The 19,835-nt window shown below is 41.9% G+C and carries 13 protein-coding genes; 3 read left to right on the forward strand and 10 right to left on the reverse strand.

Annotated features, from left to right (window positions below):
- The first annotated feature begins 418 nt into the window (after positions 1 to 418).
- Positions 419 to 1,117: a hypothetical protein gene (locus H6G96_RS17630; RefSeq protein ID WP_190912652.1), complete on the forward strand. Its 699-nt coding sequence runs from the start codon at positions 419 to 421 to the stop codon at positions 1,115 to 1,117.
- 459 nt (positions 1,118 to 1,576) lie between these two features.
- Here H6G96_RS17630 and hetR read toward each other — a convergent pair whose 3' ends face one another.
- From hetR to H6G96_RS17650, 4 genes are all read right to left on the reverse strand, one after another.
- The gene (hetR, locus tag H6G96_RS17635; RefSeq protein ID WP_190729002.1) at positions 1,577 to 2,476 is read right to left on the reverse strand and encodes a heterocyst differentiation master regulator HetR; all 900 of its coding nucleotides are present in this window, start codon (positions 2,474 to 2,476) and stop codon (positions 1,577 to 1,579) included.
- 1,957 nt (positions 2,477 to 4,433) lie between these two features.
- Positions 4,434 to 6,767 (reverse strand): EamA family transporter, encoded by a 2,334-nt coding sequence (locus tag H6G96_RS17640; RefSeq protein WP_190912653.1) that lies wholly within the window; start codon positions 6,765 to 6,767, stop codon positions 4,434 to 4,436.
- A 687-nt stretch (positions 6,768 to 7,454) separates the two neighbouring features.
- The gene (locus H6G96_RS17645) at positions 7,455 to 8,726 is read right to left on the reverse strand and encodes an inorganic phosphate transporter (protein WP_190912654.1); all 1,272 of its coding nucleotides are present in this window, start codon (positions 8,724 to 8,726) and stop codon (positions 7,455 to 7,457) included.
- A 79-nt stretch (positions 8,727 to 8,805) separates the two neighbouring features.
- Positions 8,806 to 9,852 (reverse strand): alcohol dehydrogenase catalytic domain-containing protein, encoded by a 1,047-nt coding sequence (locus tag H6G96_RS17650; RefSeq protein ID WP_190912655.1) that lies wholly within the window; start codon positions 9,850 to 9,852, stop codon positions 8,806 to 8,808.
- Positions 9,853 to 10,299: 447 nt separating this feature from the next.
- Between H6G96_RS17650 and H6G96_RS17655 the strand changes: the two genes are divergently transcribed.
- Complete coding sequence (locus H6G96_RS17655) at positions 10,300 to 10,803, forward strand: GNAT family N-acetyltransferase (RefSeq protein ID WP_190912656.1); 504 nt, start codon at positions 10,300 to 10,302, stop codon at positions 10,801 to 10,803.
- 16 nt (positions 10,804 to 10,819) lie between these two features.
- Here H6G96_RS17655 and dacB read toward each other — a convergent pair whose 3' ends face one another.
- The 6 genes from dacB to H6G96_RS17685 all read right to left on the reverse strand — a co-directional run bounded on the left by dacB (position 10,820) and on the right by H6G96_RS17685 (position 18,239).
- Positions 10,820 to 12,283 (reverse strand): D-alanyl-D-alanine carboxypeptidase/D-alanyl-D-alanine-endopeptidase, encoded by a 1,464-nt coding sequence (gene dacB / locus H6G96_RS17660; RefSeq protein ID WP_190912657.1) that lies wholly within the window; start codon positions 12,281 to 12,283, stop codon positions 10,820 to 10,822.
- A 73-nt stretch (positions 12,284 to 12,356) separates the two neighbouring features.
- Positions 12,357 to 12,827, reverse strand: a complete 471-nt coding sequence (locus tag H6G96_RS17665; protein ID WP_190912658.1) for a tellurite resistance TerB family protein — start codon at positions 12,825 to 12,827, stop codon at positions 12,357 to 12,359.
- A 228-nt stretch (positions 12,828 to 13,055) separates the two neighbouring features.
- On the reverse strand, positions 13,056 to 13,982 hold the full coding sequence (locus tag H6G96_RS17670) for a GNAT family N-acetyltransferase (protein WP_190912659.1): 927 nt from the start codon (positions 13,980 to 13,982) through the stop codon (positions 13,056 to 13,058).
- Between the two features lie 188 nt (positions 13,983 to 14,170).
- Entirely contained in the window at positions 14,171 to 16,084 is a 1,914-nt protein-coding gene (gene ilvB, locus H6G96_RS17675) for a biosynthetic-type acetolactate synthase large subunit (RefSeq protein ID WP_190912660.1), read from the reverse strand.
- 133 nt (positions 16,085 to 16,217) lie between these two features.
- Entirely contained in the window at positions 16,218 to 17,480 is a 1,263-nt protein-coding gene (locus H6G96_RS17680; protein WP_190912661.1) for an MFS transporter, read from the reverse strand.
- A gap of 165 nt (positions 17,481 to 17,645) precedes the next feature.
- Positions 17,646 to 18,239 (reverse strand): hypothetical protein, encoded by a 594-nt coding sequence (locus H6G96_RS17685; protein ID WP_190912662.1) that lies wholly within the window; start codon positions 18,237 to 18,239, stop codon positions 17,646 to 17,648.
- A 327-nt stretch (positions 18,240 to 18,566) separates the two neighbouring features.
- Between H6G96_RS17685 and H6G96_RS17690 the strand changes: the two genes are divergently transcribed.
- Positions 18,567 to 19,688, forward strand: coding sequence for a ferrochelatase (locus tag H6G96_RS17690; protein WP_190912663.1), 1,122 nt, complete (start codon positions 18,567 to 18,569; stop codon positions 19,686 to 19,688).
- Positions 19,689 to 19,835 lie beyond the last annotated feature (147 nt).

The following is a 19,835-nucleotide window of genomic DNA, read 5'->3' on the forward strand; positions in this document are numbered from 1 at the left end:
ACATACTATGTTGACATATCTCTGATTTTTAATCAGAGCATTTTTCGTTCTTTGAGGATGCTTACCTTGGTATGACGTATCCTACCAATGTAGAGGCATCAACTGTTACGCCAGTTGCTTTAAGTCGGTAGAGCCGACATACTGGCTTTCAAGCCTGAATTCCGGCCTGTCACGCCGTACTCCTGCCAATAAGTTTTTTGTGTTTATTTAGTTTCGTAGGCTACTCAATCATCAGATTGGTTTACGCAGTATTCTTACTCTGAAATACTTTTTACGTTGCCTACTTATCTTTCAAACAGTTATATTAACACAATTTCCGACATAATTAATTATGTCTATACCTTGCTACCGCTAAAATTCTTTAATTGCAGAGGATTTTTAAAATATTTGAGTTAGCATAACTTTGGGTGTTTGGAGAATGGCAACGTCAATGAGCAATAAAGCGGTTAATAGAGGTAAGAACAAACAAGCCAGTTCCGCCTCTAGGATTTTAACAGTACCAGTGGCTATAGCTGGATGCTTGGCAACGATTTTACCGAATACAGCGATCGCTGCCTCTTACAGCAATGATTATAGTGTCTGTGCGGGTCGCCTTTTGAGCGTGGGTGTAACAGCAGAAGCGGCATCACAAGCTTGTGCAGCAGCACTGCGTCCAAGGGATTTGGCTGCTTGCGTGGTTAAAATTGATAAGCAAACCCAAATTGCCGCGACAGATGCGCTTTCTACTTGTGGGAATGCCCGACGTCCTGAGGAGTTAGCTACCTGTGTAGTTGGCGTTAGCTTAAGTACTAAGGAAGAAGCTAATCCGGCAGTTTTAGATTACTGTGGACGTAGTTTGTTGCCTGTGCGTTTTGGCCAGTGTGTGGTTGGCTTGCGTAGTCAAATCGACTTTCCCGCTACACAGGCATTAGATACTTGTATCAGTGCTGATGATAGTGTTATCGGTGCTTCATCTTCGTCTACACCACCAACTATAATACCTACGGGTTCAACTCCGAGTTTAGAGACTACCCCATTTCCAACACAACCGATTGTTCCAACACAACCGATTGTTCCAACACAACCCGTTATTCCAACGCAACCGATTGTTCCAACGCAACCCGGCACGACGAATTAATTACAGTCCTTTGTAATTGACTGAGAATACAGGTTAATTAGTAGGGTGGGCATTAAAATGTCCATCCTACTACGGTTTGAGCAAAAATAATATTTATATAAAACTTGCTATAATCATCCTCTGGTTGCAAATTATGCAAACTAAATATTTACAATACAAAAGTCACAAAATTGCTTGTGACTTTTGTACTACTAGTACAGTATTACAGTTTAAATAGACCAACGATCCCCCTACTACTAAGCAAGGGACAAAATCAGTAAAAAGCTTATAAAGTAAGCTTTTTGAATTTTGGGTAGTGGAACTCCAAAAAATAAATTATCTAATTTTTGGAATCAAAACGAATTTTCCTCCCCCAAGTAAAATATACCCTGGACTAAAAGCGTACCCCTTTGGGGATCTTGCTACGCGTAGCGTCCCGCAGGGATGGGATATTTTTTTATTTGAAAGCCCCTAGCGCGACTAGTCTTCTCTTTCGCCAAAAGCTGTCTGTAAAACCACTGCAATACCACCGTCTTGGTGATATTTATCTGCCCAAGCACGGATAACTTCATCCAATTCTTCCATAGCCTGCTCCATTTTTTCTGGGAGGATATCAAGTTCTTCCAGTAAGCGCATGGCATTTCGCCGCCGTTCTGCCCAATTCTTCATCATGCGGAAATACCGAGCGGTATCTTCTACCATGATGTAAGTGCGTTCTTGATCGTCTGCGGGAGCATAAAAAGGACGGGTAAGAGCGTAGAAGGGCATTCCCCAAGGAGAATCAATGCGTGTTACCGTTCCTGAGTAGAGCAGACGGCGCTTGATATGCTCACCCAAGGCTTCACTCAAAGGCATTTGGTGTTCAGGGGGCAAGTCTTCTTGCGATCGCCTGTGCAAAAACTCAATCAAATCCAGAAACTCAAAAGAGCTAACTAACTGGGCGTCAGGTAGATTGTTTGGAAGTTTTTGCTCAATTTGTTTTTTTTCTTCACTTGTGAGGCTAGTACCAGGAACGCGCGATCGCCCCGGTTGCCAAGGATACTTTTCTAGCCAGACATAAGGCAATTGAATCAAATAACGCGGTTCCTGAGAACCCAGCATCTTTAACAGTTTGCCTTCTGTTAGCGCCTGTCTGACTTCTTCTACAATAATTTTTACCCGTTTCGGCTCCAGGTGGTGCAGATGCCCTGTCATCCGCAGGTTTTGTCCCTGCTCCAGATAGGTCATGTAAATTGCACACTTTGCTGCTGTTGCGGCTGCGTCTAAAAATGCCCCATGCCTGTGCCCACTCGTCCGCATGGCACTAAAAGCCAGATAAAGCATGATCTGATCCATCGCACTGGGGTCAAGACGTTTGATCAGATCTATGTCGTTACTCATATTACAGACAATTGAATAGCACGTTTACACAACTTTTAATCGAGTGAAAATAGGTAGTATACCCCTGACTGAAGAGAATGTCTTTACTTCAGACTATATTAATATGCGATAACTCTGAAATCGGTGGTAGTCCAAACTACTATTTTCGCATATTTTTCTCGTATATAGGCAGATTCAGTTGTTATTACTATAACTATCGCTGTATCTGACCGGAAAATTACATAGATCACCAGGTTTAGCTTGAAGGCGGTTTAAATCCCAAAAGTCAACTGTGTGTGTTGCAACTAATCTACAAAGCCTTTAAGTTCTCTGGGGTTTTTCTTATCTTTTAAGAGCAACAACATCAAGCTGCTTACGCCTAATTATGGCACTATGCCGACTCGGAATAAAAAGTAATTGGCGCGGTTCATCTAGAATATGTGTTACTCAAAAAATATGATTTTAATTCAGCTTTGACGAATTATTTGTAGTACACAAATGGCTAGAGAGCATTGGGAATAGCCTAAAAATAAATCGCTTACCAGGTGTAGAAACATTCAGAGGTTGAGTCATACGACTCGTTGCGAACTATCATCTTGTTCACAACCTCCAGTGATGTCTCGCCACTATAAGCCGTTGGCTTGAGGGAAGATAGTAGACATCAATTAGAGCAATTAATTCCAATTTCAAAAATACCTGTTGTTTCACATATCGTTCCCTATCATATCATTATTTTTTTGGTTTGCAATAAATTGTGCTTTTTAAACTTTAAAAATTATGCTTGTTTAAATAATTTGTATTCTTGTTAAATCAACGTTTAATTATATTTTTATTCTTCGTCCTAAAACCTAAGTCGTAATTAGCTTTTTGTGCTGATAATTTGGCACAGAAAGCCCCAACTTAGTCTGAATTAACCTTATAACCATCAAGCTTTATTGATCATGCTAATAGCTTAATAATTAGTTATTAGCCAGAAATATCATAAAACGTATTAGATTCAATTTGATGATTATTTAAATGTTTTTTCCCAGTGAATTGGTATTGTTTGCATGATTTGACTAATTTCTTGGCTACTTTCAAGTATGTTTTTCCCTCGCTGTTTTATATATTTTCTTGGCTTGAATTGTGTAGAGAATTTTTTGCTAGAAAAGAAAGAGAATCCGCAGCAAGCTACGATATAACCTTCTTCCTCTAGGCATTTAGGCGATCGCCCAGATTGACTAGTACAGACTGACAGAAACAAATATACCATCTCAGCAAACACAATCAGCTAATAGGCGTGAATAATTAAATGTTATATTAAGCGGCTTCAGACCTTAGAATAGGCGTGAAACCCTTAGTAAGAGTGAATCTACTCAATTTTACATTCCGTAACATAGTTTAATTTATTCTTACCCACTTACTGAGTCTACCACGCTTCAAAACCGGGTTACTCTAAACATTCTGCTACTTTTTCATCTCCTAGTTCCAAAGGGTGCTGCAATGCTCTTAATTGTTTGCAAATCTCCTCCTTAAGCAAGTACTCGTACTCAATTGATTGAGTTGGTACTACTCATACTGCTTATATATACGTGTTTTCCCTGCCTGTATCAGGCTAAATTCCTAAAAATATATTACAAGTCTAGTTATTCTGATTACTGCTTGCTCATCTATTAAGCGTTAAGCTGTTAGGCATTTAACTTGAACATTTACATGAAGGCTGATGACCAATGACTGATAACCATCAACAGTTAACAGTTAACCACCGTAAAGAGTGTTTATACTTTTTTAGCGTGCATCAGCTTATCTCCACCTATATAGCAGTCCTAAATTATTCGTAAAAAATAAGATCCCTAGCTTCTCTAAGAAGTCGAGGATCTTATTTCTCACAAGGTGATTGAGAGAAGTTACAACTAAGCGTATTCATGTCAGGATTGGTGCTGAGAGTGATGGAAGGTAAAGTAGCTACCACCACACCTAAACTGATTGAACTCGTCATTTAATTGGTTGGACTAGAGGGTTTAACCTGATTTTTCATTGTTTCAAAACTGAAAGCAGCCGCGCCAAAGGTTACTAACAACACTCCCAAAATTTGCACAATATCTAAATTTTCTTGAATGATTAACCCAGCGAAAATCACGGTTAAAACTGGGATGCTACCACCGATGAGCGCTGACCGTGAGGCACCTAGTTTACTGATACCAATATTGTTTAGCAAATAGCCCGCAAGAGTCAATACACCCAAAATAAATGCGCTTAAAACCAGTTCCAGCATCTTAGAGGGGTCAACTACTAAGTTCCAGCTGCTTGGTAAAGGTAGCATCAAGCAGATAAAGCTCAACAGCAACATGGTAGCGAAGTTAATTAAAGTAAAAGTCACGGGATGCAGTTTGCTAGCACAAACCCGCGTCAAAATTATGTAGGCAGCAAAAGCCACCCCTGAAAGAATGGCGGTACTGCTTCCTAATGAAGTATTACCCATACCTGTGCTGGGAGAACCTGCCAAAACCAGCAATTCACCGCAGCATATCGCGGCGATCGCACCGATGCGGAATATGGTAGGGCGATCACGAAACAAAAACCACGAGAATAGACCACTAACCATTGGATAGATAAAGAACAGTGCGATCGCCATTCCAGTTGTGACTTGAGCGATCGCAGTGTATATGAGTACCTGAGACAAAAACAAAAAGCACCCGCTCATAATTGAATACAGCAAAATCCGCTTGCTAGCTGTATTAGCAGCTGTGGGATTTCCTCGGGCTGAGTTAGCCAAGTTTTCTAAGTCTTGCCACAATGTTGGATGCAGTATTGGAGATAACAGTACCATCAGTGGTACTACTACCATAAAGCGTAGGGTCAAAATTAACAGAGTATTGCCCAAAGTCGGCGGCAGCAAGCGCTCTACCTCTAATACTCCAAAAATCTGAGAACCTTCGTGGAAAATTATCTTAATGGCTACGTTGTAAATCGACGATAATACTGCCGATAAGACAATCAATAACAAACCGATTTGGAGCGACGATAAACCTGAAGAATTGCGCGATCGTGATTGTGGAGGTTTTGCTCCCGCCTGCGGCTCTAGCGCAGTAGAAGGCGGGGATTTAACTTTGCTCTGCGACACGTTCTTGCGGGTAACAGAAGTTGGTTCAGCAGCGTTTCTCCTCCGTAAACGTTGTATTGCTTCCGTCGGTGGCGCAGATACAATAGGAGGCTCTGATATAGTTTCGCTTTCTGATAAATCTTTATTGAGAACAGAAATTGGTTCAGTAGCGTTTTCTTTTGGTGGCGGAACTACAGTAGCATTTGGCTCTGATTTAGTTTCCCTTGGGGACAAGTCTTTGATAGGGACAGAAATCGGGTTCGCGGGATTTTCTCTAACAACAGTCGGCTCTGATTTAGTTTCCCTTTGGGACAAGTCTTGACTGGGGGCAGAAATTGGGTTTGCGGCGTTTTCTCTGACAACAGTCGGCTCTGATTTAGTTTCCCTTTGGGACAAGTCTTTGCTGGGAGCAGAAATTAGATTCGCAGGATTTTCTGTAACAACAGTCGGCTCTGATGTCGTTTCCCTTGGTGAAAATTTATTAGGGATCGGGGAAATTGGCTCAGAGAAATTTCTTGCTACTTCGCCAACTTGTGGCGAGGATGTCCCAAAAGAACTGTTTTTTTCTGGTTCCGTAAACTGCAAAACAGTAGGTGTACCTGTTGTTGCTGATTTACGTGAAGTTTCTTCTATAGTTTTTTCTAGTTCTCCATGCAGGCGATTAACAAACTCCGTCAAAATCGTTTCCCCTTGCTGCTGCTGGCTGTACATCCGTGACAACTGTTGGGAAAGATTACTTTGATAGTTCTTCAGTTCCTGTTGCAGCGAGTTAAAGGTAATAGTAACGGTGTCATCCAAGCTGTCAAACATATGTTCGACTTTTTCATTGATTTCACCTACTACATTGCTGCTTACTTCAGCAGATTTAAGCGCGGCTTGTTCATAAGACTTACCCTCTATGGTTTGGTTTGCTAAATTTGCCAGAGAGGATTGCAGTTGTGAAGATATATGCTTTGCTAGAACTTCTGCAAGCTGCCGAATTAACACTTGCTGCTCAGTAATTTGGCGCACTTGTTGTAAGTGCTCTTTTTCCTCTAGCAAGCTTTGAATGTCATCAGATAATCGGTTTTTTTCTGACTGAAGCCGCTTTACGTCTTCTTGTAACCCTCTGAGGACATTCTGCTGAAGATTTTCTAAATCTTCAACTACAGCCCAAAGAGCATTTTCTGCTGCTCTGGATAGTTCGCCCCTGACTCTCGGGTTTTCTGGTTGCTTCTCGAATCGCCCCATTAGCTTCTAACCTCTAACATCTTGACGATAAAGCTGCTTCCGGTACACTTTATTGGCGTTCATACTAATTTCTTGTATTTTGTCAGATAAATTAAAAATTCTAACAGCACTTCCGCATTTCAACGCAATTCTGTCATACTGAGCACAACTTGGCAAAGCATTAAATTTGCGCTACTGCTTAATACACAGTATTTTCTTCAGCATTGACAAGTATTTTGTCATTCAATTTTAGATTGTCCGTATACCTGTAAGTCCCTTGAAATAGAACCTTTTTTGTTTTTGGTCAGTTTAATTTACATCAACTATTTGCTAATGAGATTTTTACTTTTAAATAAATCTCACTCCAAATAAATATTTATTCTTTGCTGCCAATATTAGTTATCAAAGACTTGCAGATGCGTGTGCGTAGGTGCAAAGCGACTTGTCTTCAGACATCGCCACAAAATTGTCTGACTTGCAAAATGATCTGTAAATTTGTGTGGAATGTAACTTGTGTGACAGTTTATATCTCTAAATGGAGATTAAAGTATCTGGTTGTGGAAATTCAAAGTTACGTTATCCCCTGCACAACATTCTAATGAATGAACAGCAGTTCTGCAAAAACACGATTTTTTGGTGTTGTTGCAGTCTAGGTTCTACTTTGAGTAGATGCAGTAGAAGAAAAAGTTAGGAAAAGATTAATAATTCTTAGAGAAAGAAAATCCGGGCGATGCTAAAGATGGCAACGCTAAGGATAGCACTCACGGGGATTGTAATTAGCCATGCGGCGGCAATGCCTTGTAGTGTTTTAAACTTAATCGACTTGATATTTTGCACTAATCCAATACCTACAACACCGCCGACAAGAGCGTGGGAGGTGGAGGCTGGTAAACCTAGCCGGGAAGCAATGAGGATAGTGGTAGCAGTAGCAAGTTCGGCACAAAATCCACTACTAGGTTGCAAGGCAATAATATTTTCGCCAATAGTGGTGATGACTTTTTTACCCCAGACAGCTAAACCACCAACAATACCAGCACCACCAAGGATTAAAATCCAAATGGGGATGGTGATACCATCTGTAGGTACGCTACCAGTGCGATTGATGTAGACGATCGCAGCTAAAGGAGCGATCGCATTTCCTACATCATTAGAACCGTGAGCAAAGGCTACAAAGCAAGCACTCAGTAATTGGAATCGGGCGAATAATCTTTCTACGGGATTAGAAATTGGGGATTGGATAGACTCTTCTGTTTTCCCTAAATCTCCCAATTGTCGCCAACTAATGATTGTCAGTCCAACTGCTGCTACTGCACCGGTTAACAGCGGTATGTCGTAAGCAGGGATTGTAAAACCAATTTGCTCAATTACAAAATTGGTTAGCGGTTGAGTCAGCGATGGTAATACAATTACGCCGAATATCCCTAGCAGCGCAGCACTCAACCAGGGAATCCATTCTTGTAACTGCACTGCTTGATTGGGTTGATCCAAAATCCAGTGCTTGATTTGACTGTAAAATAAAGCAGCGATCGCACCACTAATTAATGGCGTTAAAACCCAGCCAATGGTGATCAAGCCAATTGATGACCAATCAATTGCACCTACTCCCAAAGCTACCCAACTAAATCCAGCGATCGCACCAACAACCGCATGAGAAGATGAGACTGGTAAACCTCGTGATGTAGCAATTTGTAACCACACACCACAGGATATTAGTACCGTTATCATCCCAGTAACAAATATTTGGGGTGTAGCAGCGAACAAGGCAGGATTAGCAATTTTCGTTGCGAGAGTTTCCGTTACCTCATGTCCAAACAACACAGCACCCGTAAACTCTAAAACCCCAGCAATTATCAGTGCTTGTTTGAGGGTAACAGCCTTGGAACCTACAGAGGTTCCCATCGCGTTAGCGACATCATTTGCTCCGAGATTCCAGGCGACGTAGAAAGCTAGTAGAGCAACTGCAACTAGGGTAATAAGCATTTTTTTGAGGCTAGCAAGGATATCAGGGAGCAGAGGGAGATCACAATTCAAAATTGAAGAGATCCCCCTGCTCTTTCTTTTAGGGATAAATTAAGATTTTATAAGTATCCGGTGTAGGTGCGATCGCAACTTCCACAGCTGCTGATAAATCTTTTAATGGATAGCGATCGCTAATCAATGCTTGCACGTCAATTTGCTGATTAAATACAATATCAGTTGATAAACTCTGAAGTCGATAAGATGAACTGTAGCTGCCTATTAAGTCAATTTCCCGACGATAGAGGATATTGGGATTAATCGGAATTTCCACCTCATCAGGGAATTCGGCAAAAAACAAGATTTTCCCACCTTTGCGGGTACAGTCAAGTGCTTGAAAGAAAGCTTTCTCGCTAGGTACAGCTAGTAAGCTAACATCAACACCCAGTCCACCAGTTAGGGCATGGATTTTTGCTGTTAAATCGGGATCACGGGCATCAAAAGCCGCCTCTGCGCCGACACTCAAGGCTTTTTCAATTCTAGAGGGTAGTAAATCGGTAGCGATCGCTTTTGCTCCGAAATACTTCACTAACATGATAAACATTAACCCAATTGGCCCAGCACCAGTAACTAATACAGTTTGTCCTGGCGCAATTTGGGCTTTTTTCACTGCCTTCAAACAGCAGTTAGTCGGTTCTACAAAACTCGCTTCTTCAAAACTGATATTATCAGGGATGGGAATTAGCCCGCCGTTTTGGACAATATGTCCGGGAACTTTGACATAATCAGCAAAACCGCCACCACTGGCGTTAAAGCCTGCGGTTGTGGAGATGTTTTTGTAAACATCACACATAGAGAAATTATCATTTAGGCAGTAAGCGCAACGCATACAGGGGATGTGGTGCATCACCGCTACTCGTTGTCCTACTTGCCAACCTTTAACATCATTGCCTAATGCTGCGATCGTGCCGGCAGTTTCATGTCCAAAAATGCGCGGTGGTTCATACAATGGATAACGAATTTTTTTAATATCTGACTGACATAACCCCACAACCTGCACCTGTACCAGTACTTCATCTGGTTCTAAGGTTGGAACTGGGATATCTTCGTAAGAAAGTTGATTAACGCCTCTAAATACCTGTGCTTTCACGTTGGTTTTTCCCGTTCAACGATACTAGATGTAACATTAGCAGTCAACGTTAAGCTATCAAATTTGTGATTTCTGTGTCTTAGCTTGTTCTAGTTATTTTTCTAAGCTTTGTTCAAATATTTGGAATGCCTTAATGTCCTCTGATAAAAGACTTCCCTGAATTTTCCCATTCTCAACTCGCAGGATTTCCCCTCGTTTGCCTTTAGGCGTAATTGTTAAAATTCCCGCTTTTTGCCAGAGTCGATACCGTTCACCCTCAAAGTATCGACGACCCTCTGGTGCTATTCTTGCAAACTTACCGATAATGTCTTACTTCTCTGTGGAGGAACTGCGGCTACTATCCAAGCGGATCTACCACTTCTTCTAAGATACAAAGGTGTGTTACCGCTTCCGTAACGCTGTATTATTTTTAAATATTTTCTCAAGATTTTTTCCGAGACGGTAGCAATGACTATTCGCCATGCCACTGAAACTGACTTGCCTGCAATTGTGGCAATTTATAATGCTGCAATTCCTAGCCGCATGGCAACTGCTGATTTAGAGCCAGTATCTGTGGAAAGTCGCCTTCCCTGGTTTAAGGGGCGATCGCCTTCACAACGCCCACTTTGGGTAATAGAAGTAGAAGGAGTAATCGCTGGATGGCTTAGTTTCCAATCCTTTTATGGACGACCCGCCTATAGTTCTACTGCCGAAATTAGTATTTATATCGCCCCTCGCTTTCAACGGTGTGGTTTGGGGCGACAACTATTAGCACAAGCAATTAGCGAAAGCCCTAGTTTGGGTTTAAAGACCCTAGTATGCTTCATTTTTGCTCACAATCAACCCAGTTTAAAACTTTTTGAAGCATTTGGTTTTCAACATTGGGGACATTTACCTAAAGTTGCCGAAATTGACAGCATTGAATGCGATTTGACCATCATGGGACTCCGAATTAGTCAACCTGTTGTTTGATTTGATGCCAATAGTATTAACAAGGCTGTAATTGCGTTAATAACACAACAATTTCATCAATTGCCTGCCGCAAAACCGTTGCAGATTGTTCTGATTGATTGACGATAATACTAAAAACTAACGGCTCATATTTAGGCGCATTCATATATCCAGATAAAGAAACTACACCCGTTAACGTACCTGTTTTTGCTTGCACAATGCCCTCAGCAGATGTGTCTTGAAAGCGGTTTTTCAAGGTTCCACTTTTACCCGCCACAGGTAAAGATGCGCGATACAGATATGCTGTTGGTGTTCTTGCTATTCCTCGCAAAGTTTGGACAAAAGCTTCTGGTGTCACTAAGTTTCGACGTGATAAACCCGAACCATCCACTAAAATATAATTTGCTGGGTCAACTCCCAATTGAGTTAAACTCGCTTTAACAACTTCCAAACCTAGATCAGCACTAGTTTGATTTTTCAGTCGGAGTTTTTTTACAGCTAATGCTCTCAGCAGTGCCTCAGCATAAAGATTATTACTATTTAGATTCGTTTCTGCTAATAATTCCGCTAAAGGTGGCGACTCTACAAATGCCATTTCTTGTTGATTAACACCACCACTTATTACTAATGTTTGCCCCAAAAAAATTTTTTCTGTTGCCAAAGCACTACGGAAGCGCCGTAAGAAGTAATAATTAGGGTCAACTACGGGCAAATCTATTAAAGACGGTTCAGAATTTGCTGTTAATTGTCCTTGAATCCGTAATACTGTTCCTGATAATTCGCGGGTAACATTAACATAGGTTGGTTGATTTTGTGCAACTGTTATAGACTGATTAATTATCCGCCACTGTCTCGCCTCGTTGATATCAGTCCACACTACTTGTAAAGATTTACCTACAGCCTGCGGTACAAGTTTTAAGCTAAAAATATTTTGATTTAGAATAAAGCTGCTGACTGGTGCGCCATAGTCTGACTGCACATCTTCCCATTGCCAGGTAGGATTAACAATATCACCTTGAATATAACTATCATCAGCTATCAAATGCTGAATTTGGGTAATACCTTTCTGTTTTAACTGCTGTGCCAATGTTTGCAGTTGAGTATCACTTAAGCTGGGATCTCCCCTACCGACAACACGTAAAACACCATTACCATTCTGATAAATAGAAGTGCGAATCCGAAAATTAGCACCCAATTGCTGCAATGCTGCTGCTGTTGTCAGCAATTTGATGTTAGAAGCGGGAGTAAAATATTTTTGAGCATCCCGGCTGTAAAGAATTGGCCCCGTTGACAGGGGTTGCACCAAAATTCCCCAGCGCACCCGACTGAATAATGGGCGATTGATTACAGCATCTATAGCTGTTCCCAGTTGGGTAGAGCAAATTGATTTTGTGGTAGTTGTTGGTACAACTGGGGTTTGTGCTTTAGCTGCTGGCTGGGTAACACCAACTTGAGTACCTAGAAACAGCAGCATCAAGCTAAGAGAGATTTTCCTGGTCATCACATAGTTCGTAAAACTACTTGATGATAATACCTTGGTGTGGCATTTTTTACGTCAATTCAAGAAGAGGAAATTAACACTCTTCTTCCTCTTCCTCTTCTTCCTCCGCCCCGAATAGTTCGTCTATAAGTTCTTGTGCTCGTTCGTCTGAAATCTTTAAGGCTTCTTGAAGCTCAGAGATATAATCTTGTTCAGCTTCAGGTACTTCCTCATCAATCCCCACAACTAAAATAGCTGTGATGTATGCAGCTTCACGATAACCTTTATTTGGTAAGGATGCGATCGCCTGTTCGATTAGAACTTCAGGTTCTTCTTCTTCTAGTAAGCTGACAACTTTTTGGGTCAACTCTTCAAAGTCTTCATCAGAGTAATCTTCAAATTGGGAAACAGCACCCAACATTTCACTCAACGCGTATTCTTCTTCTATGGTTATGCCTTCACCGTCAATAGCTGCGGAAAAGAGTCCAATAACTGCGATCGCAACTTCTGGTTCTAGAGCAACTGAACTGGTGCTACGGCCTTTGGGCAACTTGCGTTTAGACATAATTATCCTTTAAAAGTTACGTGATATTTCAGGAAGTCATATTTTGCGGTTTATAATGCTTCCTAAATTTAGGATTCCCAAAAAAATGCAGAAAAACACAAATGCTCTTGTTTTTTAGTTTGAATATTTTTTTCACAAAAAACGCAGAGGACTGATTTCTCCGCGTTTTTATTTACTTTTATAAACAAAAAGATGTACAACTTAGCGCCACATTTAAAGCATAAGTTGTTACCTCATTGAATAGTAATATTGTCTTCTTGAGGCAAACTGTTTATATCTAGCGTGTTGAAAAGCACGGATCATCGGTGCATTATTGATATCAGCATCAGTACGAATGCGTGCAGCACCGTTGGATTTGAGGGTCAGGGTTCCTTGATTTAACAAATCGTTGACGTAGCCTTTTCCTCGATGTTCTGGTATTACACCGATATACCCAATAGTTGCTCCACCATCATTCTCTATTGGCATAATCAAACCAACGAGAATTTCTTCATGAGTGTAAGCTAGTTGCCACCACGTCGGTTGATACTTAAAAGCTTTTAATAAATTGAAACGTTCTGTTGCCTCTTGCTGTGAACCCAGCCTCGCTTGATCGTGCAAGATTGAACTATCTAAAGTTTGCGACGATACTTGCGCGATCGCATTTATAAAAGCATCCTCGCCGACTTTATCCAAAGAACGGAAGTTTAACCGATTTGATGGTAGTGTCTGAGTTTGAATATCTTTCCACTCAAAACGAATTGTTTCTCTTTTAAGCAAAAATCCGAAGTGTTCAAACACCTCAATTCGTTTCTGTAGTGATGTAAAGTCTGAGGATGGGCTATCGAGTTCATACTCTATGCTGTCGGTACTTTGAAAGTGCAGCTGTGCCAAGCTGTATTTTAAAAGATTAGTACCAACCTCAAGATAGTTCTCACTCCACGAGACTTCCAAAATATCAACAATGACAGGCTTTTCAAGTAATGGTAATGACCAGTAAACGATGCGTCCGATAAACTTTCCTGCTTCCTCGGCAACAAAACACCACTCAAGGCGGACATAGCCTAATGCCAACATCTCTGTCAAATAACCGAGAAAATGCTTGTTTTGCTCAAAGCAATCGCTAAAATTAGCGAAAGTTCTCAGATCCTCGCGCCTAATAGGGCGAATAACCATGATGAATCTCCTAAGTATGTAGTGATAGTTACTTGCGGTTTAAAAGTCATCATAGGTATCACCCCCTGAATGCAAAATCTGCTTAGTGCCTAGTATTTTATCAAAATACGCAAAATAAAGCGTGCAACTTATGATTTTGTTGCACGCTTAAAGTTACAAGTTTTGAATTAAGAAAACAACTCAAAATTCTACAACTTTGTCCCACACTCAGCACAGAAGTTGTGAGTAGGAGCATTTTTTGCATCGCAGTTACTACAATAAACTGGCTCTGCTGCTGCTTTCGGCGGTTGCTTCTGCAAACCAACCATTTGAGCGTTGCTCTTGCCAGGAGCTACCATTGGATAGCAATTTTCGTCTCTGGTGACGTGGACATTCAAGATCACTGGGCCATTGTGTGCTAACATTTCGGCGATCGCATCTTTCAATTCACTGCGATCGCTGATTATCATGCCTTTAATGCCATAAGCTTTTGCCAATAACTCTACGTCTGGCATCCCTACTTCCATATTTGAGCATGAGTAACGCTCACCATAGAAGGCTTGCTGCCACTGGCGCACCATCCCTTGCCAGCCGTTATTGATAATTATTGTCTTGACATTTATCCCATACTGTGCTAAGGTCCCCAACTCTTGCAAACACATTTGGAAACTAGCATCGCCACTGATACAAATAACTTCTTCATCAGGAAACGCTACTTTAGCACCCATTGCCGCAGGTAAGCCAAAACCCATCGTTCCTAAACCAGCACTAGAAATCCAGCGTCTTGGCCCGTTCTTGAGGAATTGTGCTGCCCACATTTGATGTTGTCCCACATCTGTGGTGTAGAAAGCGTTGGGTGCTTGGCTATTGACTTCTACAATTACTTCTTGGGGTGAGATGCTGTCGGGATGATGCGGCACTATTAGAGGATACTCATCGCGCCAACGGTTAACTAAATTTAACCACTCTTGGTTTTGATTAGGTGTAGCCTTAACGCCTGTTTCTTTGCAGCGACGCAACAAGTCTACTAACACGTTCCGCACATCGCCGACAATGGGCACTTCGGGAATGCGGTTTTTGCCGACTTCTGCGGGATCGATGTCGATATGGATTACTTTAGCGCGAGAGGCGAATTCGTCTAACTTGCCTGTAACGCGATCATCAAATCTAGCGCCAACGCAAATTAGCAAGTCACAATCACTAACGGCAAAGTTAGCGTAAGCTGTGCCGTGCATTCCCAACATTCCCAAAGCTAGGGGATGATGTTCGTCAAATGCACCGATCCCCATTAAGGTTGTGGTGACAGGGATATTGAATAATTCAGCTAGTTCTTTGATTTCTTCATGAGCGCTAGCTGCGATCGCACCACCACCGACATACAGTAGAGGACGACGGCTTTCAGTAATTAACTGGATCGCGGCATGAATTTGGCGAGGATTTCCCTTTACGGTGGGACGATAACCGCGTAATTTTGCCGAACCTGGTTTCACAGGTACATAGTCAAATTCTTCTAAAGCTACATCTTTGGGGACATCAATCAAAACTGGCCCCGGACGCCCACTGCTAGCTATGTGGAAAGCTTCGGCGACAATTCGCGCCATATCTTTGGCATCACGCACTACATAGGAGTGCTTCACAATTGGTAGTGTAATCCCGTAAATATCGGTTTCCTGAAAGGCATCTGTGCCAATCGATGGACGTGCTACCTGTCCGGTGACTACAATCATGGGGATTGAATCCATGTAGGCAGTGGCGATCCCTGTCACCAAGTTAGTTGCTCCTGGACCAGATGTACCAAAGCATACTCCTACTTTGCCTGTGGCACGAGCGTAACCATCAGCCGCGTGGGCTGCGCCTTGTTCGTGTCTCACGAGAATGTGCTTCATAGCACCAGTTGCTTCCACCTTATACAGGTCGTCGTAAATTGGTAGAATTGCCCCACCAGGGTAACCAAAAATATAATCTACGCCGTGGCGACGAAGGCTGTCAAGCAGAGCAAAACCGCCAGATGCACGTTTGGGCACGACTGGTTGGCTAGAAATACGAGACTCATTGTGATTCTCGGTTTGTGGGAGACTGATTTGGGATAGCGATTCTCTTGCGGAGACACTTTGTGAACGCACGGTCAAACCTCAGACTATAGCTTAAGTTAATGCTGAAATTCTGTATTTAAGATTTCATTTTAATTGAAAACTTCAATCAAAATCTTATTAATTCTTATATTAAATATAAAGCTAGACTATTAGCCTACATTAATTAAATTACGTCTTGCAAGACATTGCGAGTATTTTTCCAAGCCCAAACACCGACAACTACCACAACAATACTCATTGTTACAAGCACAGTTCGCAAGCCGAGAACATCAGTTAATGGCCCAGTAATCGCCAGAGGTAAGGCCAGAGCAAGGTTGACGGCATGATTTTGAAAGCCAAACACTTTACCGTGCATGGTAGATGGTGTTTGCTGTTGAATTAAAGTTTGCATGGGTACGCCAATTAGGGAAGCACCTATACCCAAAACTCCACAGAGTCCTAGTGCCAGTAATAAGTTGTGCGTAAAAGTAAACACCCCTAAAACTAATGCGATCATCAAAAATCCAATTAAAGGTAAAGGTTTGTGATGCAATTTATCACCCCAGTGACCTAAAATCGCTGCGCCAAATACCATACCTACGCCTGCTGCTGCCAAGAAAAAGCCAAACTGTTTTTCTTTTAAGCCAAATTCCTCGGCTAGTTGAATTGTCAGCACCGTTAAGGCTGCAAACACACAATATAAGGTTGTCAGTTGCAGCATGGCATTCAAGATCAAACGGTTTTTCTTGAGATAGCGCAGACTCGCGGTGAATTCGGCCCAAGGGTGATTTGATGCCCTATCTTCCCCTTGAGGGTTGTGTTCTTTAAATTTAATTGGCTGCATGATCCCAGCCGATAATATGTATAATCCACCAACTATAGCCTCTTGACCGTATTCTGCTCCTATCAAGTCTTTCGCCAAACTCAAAATCGGCTCTCCTATAGCAAAGCCAACAATTAAAGCTGCCATCATCGTGCTGCTAAACAGCGCATTGGCTGCTAACAAATTCTCTCGCTTCACCAATAAGGGAATGGCTGCTTGTTCAGCTGGTGCAAAAAACTGCGTCACTGAGGAAATAGCAAAAGTCAAGATTAACAGAATTAGGAACTCCTTTGGCAAAAAGGGAAGGCACAGGGTTAACAGCCCACGCACGACATCTGAGCCGACCATAATCAGCTTTTTTGGCAAACGGTCAACAAAGATACCACCAGCAGAGCCGAACAAAATTGCTGGTATTGTAAACGAGAGCATCAAGGTTGAATACATCGAGTTTTGTGCCAACCCAGGAAGTGGTGAGTAGTTCTCCAGTAAAGCAATCATCAAAACGAAGAAGACTTTATCTGCTAACTGGGACACCAGTTGCCCAGTCCACAAAAGCATAAAACCACGGTTTTTTAGCAGTGCGCTAAACCCGTTATTAACAGCAGCCGGTTCAGTTGGAAACATTTAGACACTTTGGGTAGATGGGGCATGGGGCCATGGGGCATGGGGCATAGGGTATGTGGCATTGGGCATTGGGCATAGTTTTTTTGGCTATTCCCTGTACTCTGTCACCTGTAAGCTTCTCCCTTCCCCACTCCTAACTCCTAACTCATAATTCTATTGTCCGGACTAATTTGCTTCATACTGCTTTAACAGCATAAGCAAAAACTCAGTAGCTGTCAGATAACCTTTAGGTGGATAAATTCCAATAGATGAATCTACCCACCAGCCTTGTACAGTTTGGGGCGATTTCCAAATTGACAAGTGATCAACTGCTGGCTGTGCATAAAAGTTATTTTGCCCACTACCTAGCAAACATGAACTCCAATGAGTAAAATAATCATGGCTCATCCGATGAATAGGAAAATTACCCTGTAGAGGTACTCCCCATCCATCTATAGCAATAAACGCTTTGACACGACCACCCAAAAGTTGCCACAAATGCGCTGCTCCTATTGCCCCGACTACGCCAGCGCTAAAGCTAATAAATATAATTGGTGATTTTAAAGAGTCGCTCAAGCGATACCTGCTGTGAGCTACGCTAACGCGCAAAAACTCCAAGATATGAAATGCTGATAAAACTAAAATATCTTTACCAGGATAAACCAGTATATTTGCTGGATTTTGGCTGATAGTGCCATTAGCAACCATATCTAATAATCCGACTTTAAAGCTTTCACTTAAGTCTGGCTCATGGATTCCAGGGCAAATAATTATACTCATCTGTCTATTCTAAAAATTGGTTATTGGGTATTGGGCATGGAAAATTGAAGTTAAGTTGACACTAATGGGCGCTGCCGTGTTCTTACGGGTGTACCTCACGTAAACAAGAACCGCCGCTTTAACACGATATACACAACCGTGCAAGCCCAAAGATTTTTTTATGCCCAATCCTCCACGAAAGTCTTACTTTTGATGTATTGTTTTAATTTTCTCACCTATCCTATGCCCCTGGATGGGATAATAAGTTACAAGTAAGGGAAGGGAAATGTGTAAGCTATTCCCTTATTTTATATTTCTCTGCACTCTGGTTATATTGAGGAACTAATTGTGGTTGCCACGCCGGAAAAAGTACAACACACCCACGAGCATCTATCAGGTAAAGACCGTGTAGCCGTACTGCTTATGGGCTACGGCGAAGTCGAAAGCTACGAAGATTTCGCCAACTATAACGAACAGGCTTTAAATCTACTGACAGCAAAATTTGCACCAGTACCAACCTGGATTTATCCGCCCCTGGCAAAGCTTTTGGCGCTATTTGACCGCCATGAGTGGGGACACACACACCACGATTTTATCTCCCCACACAATGCCATATTTGAACAGCAGCGTGCTGGGATTGAGAAGAATTTACAAGAAAAATGGGGTGATAAGGTTCAAGTTTTCAAAGCTTTTAACTTCTGCGCTCCTTTCCTACCCAATCAGGTTTTAGCAGAAATCAAAAACCAAGGCTTCGAGAAGCTACTAATCTACCCATTGCTAGTTGTTGATTCTATCTTTACTAGTGGGATTGCGATCGAGCAAGTTAACAATGCTCTCGTTGAGTTGACTGATGGTGAAGAACACTGGATTAAAGCACAGCGTTACATTCCTTCTTTCTTCAACGAACCAGCTTACATCGATTTGATGGCTCATCTGGTTGAGGAGAAAATTGCTGAGTTAGGCGCAGCTTATCTACCTTCTCAAATCGGTATTGTGTTAATGAATCACGGCTGTCCCCACAAAGCTAAAGGCTTTACTTCTGGGATTGCCGAAAGTGAAGCAATGTACGATTTAATTCGGGATAAGTTAATTAACCGCTATCCGTTAATATCGGTGGGTTGGCTTAATCATGACACGCCTTTAATTGATTGGACACAGCCAAACGCCGAGCAAGCGGCAAATAACCTGATTCAGCTAGGCGCAAAAGTGGTAATTTTTATGCCAATTGGCTTTGCCACAGAAAACCACGAAACTTTATTGGATGTACACCACATCATCCATGCTTTGGAAAAACAGCATCCTGGTACGAACTACGTGCAAATGGCTTGCGTAAACGATCATCCAGAATTCTTGGCTATGGCGGCACAATGGGCTGATGCTCATATTGCAGAGTTGTTGTCAGAAGAAACTTTAGCAGTTAATCCCCAACTCGCTGGGGATAACCATCATCACCATCACCATCATCATTAGACATCTGGTGAAAAAGAATGTAGAGACGTTGTATTGCAACGTCTCTACAAGGGTTTTAGGTAACGCATAATTAATTTTGGAAATATTGATTGTAAGAGGATGTTTTAAGTCAGGTATATGATCACAAGAACACCCGTGTGTGGTCAA

This window comes from Nostoc sp. FACHB-892 (assembly GCF_014698795.1).
Taxonomy (GTDB): domain Bacteria; phylum Cyanobacteriota; class Cyanobacteriia; order Cyanobacteriales; family Nostocaceae; genus Nostoc.

Bases quoted from the DNA above. Each gene is read 5' to 3' on its own strand.
- H6G96_RS17630 (WP_190912652.1), top strand. From the start codon at position 419: ATGGCAACGTCAATGAGCAATAAAGCGGTTAATAGAGGTAAGAACAAA.
- hetR (WP_190729002.1), bottom strand. From the start codon at position 2,476: ATGAGTAACGACATAGATCTGATCAAACGTCTTGACCCCAGTGCGATG.
- H6G96_RS17640 (WP_190912653.1), bottom strand. From the start codon at position 6,767: ATGGGGCGATTCGAGAAGCAACCAGAAAACCCGAGAGTCAGGGGCGAA.
- H6G96_RS17645 (WP_190912654.1), bottom strand. From the start codon at position 8,726: ATGCTTATTACCCTAGTTGCAGTTGCTCTACTAGCTTTCTACGTCGCC.
- H6G96_RS17655 (WP_190912656.1), top strand. From the start codon at position 10,300: ATGACTATTCGCCATGCCACTGAAACTGACTTGCCTGCAATTGTGGCA.
- dacB (WP_190912657.1), bottom strand. From the start codon at position 12,283: ATGACCAGGAAAATCTCTCTTAGCTTGATGCTGCTGTTTCTAGGTACT.
- H6G96_RS17665 (WP_190912658.1), bottom strand. From the start codon at position 12,827: ATGTCTAAACGCAAGTTGCCCAAAGGCCGTAGCACCAGTTCAGTTGCT.
- H6G96_RS17670 (WP_190912659.1), bottom strand. From the start codon at position 13,982: ATGGTTATTCGCCCTATTAGGCGCGAGGATCTGAGAACTTTCGCTAAT.
- H6G96_RS17680 (WP_190912661.1), bottom strand. From the start codon at position 17,480: ATGTTTCCAACTGAACCGGCTGCTGTTAATAACGGGTTTAGCGCACTG.
- H6G96_RS17685 (WP_190912662.1), bottom strand. From the start codon at position 18,239: ATGAGTATAATTATTTGCCCTGGAATCCATGAGCCAGACTTAAGTGAA.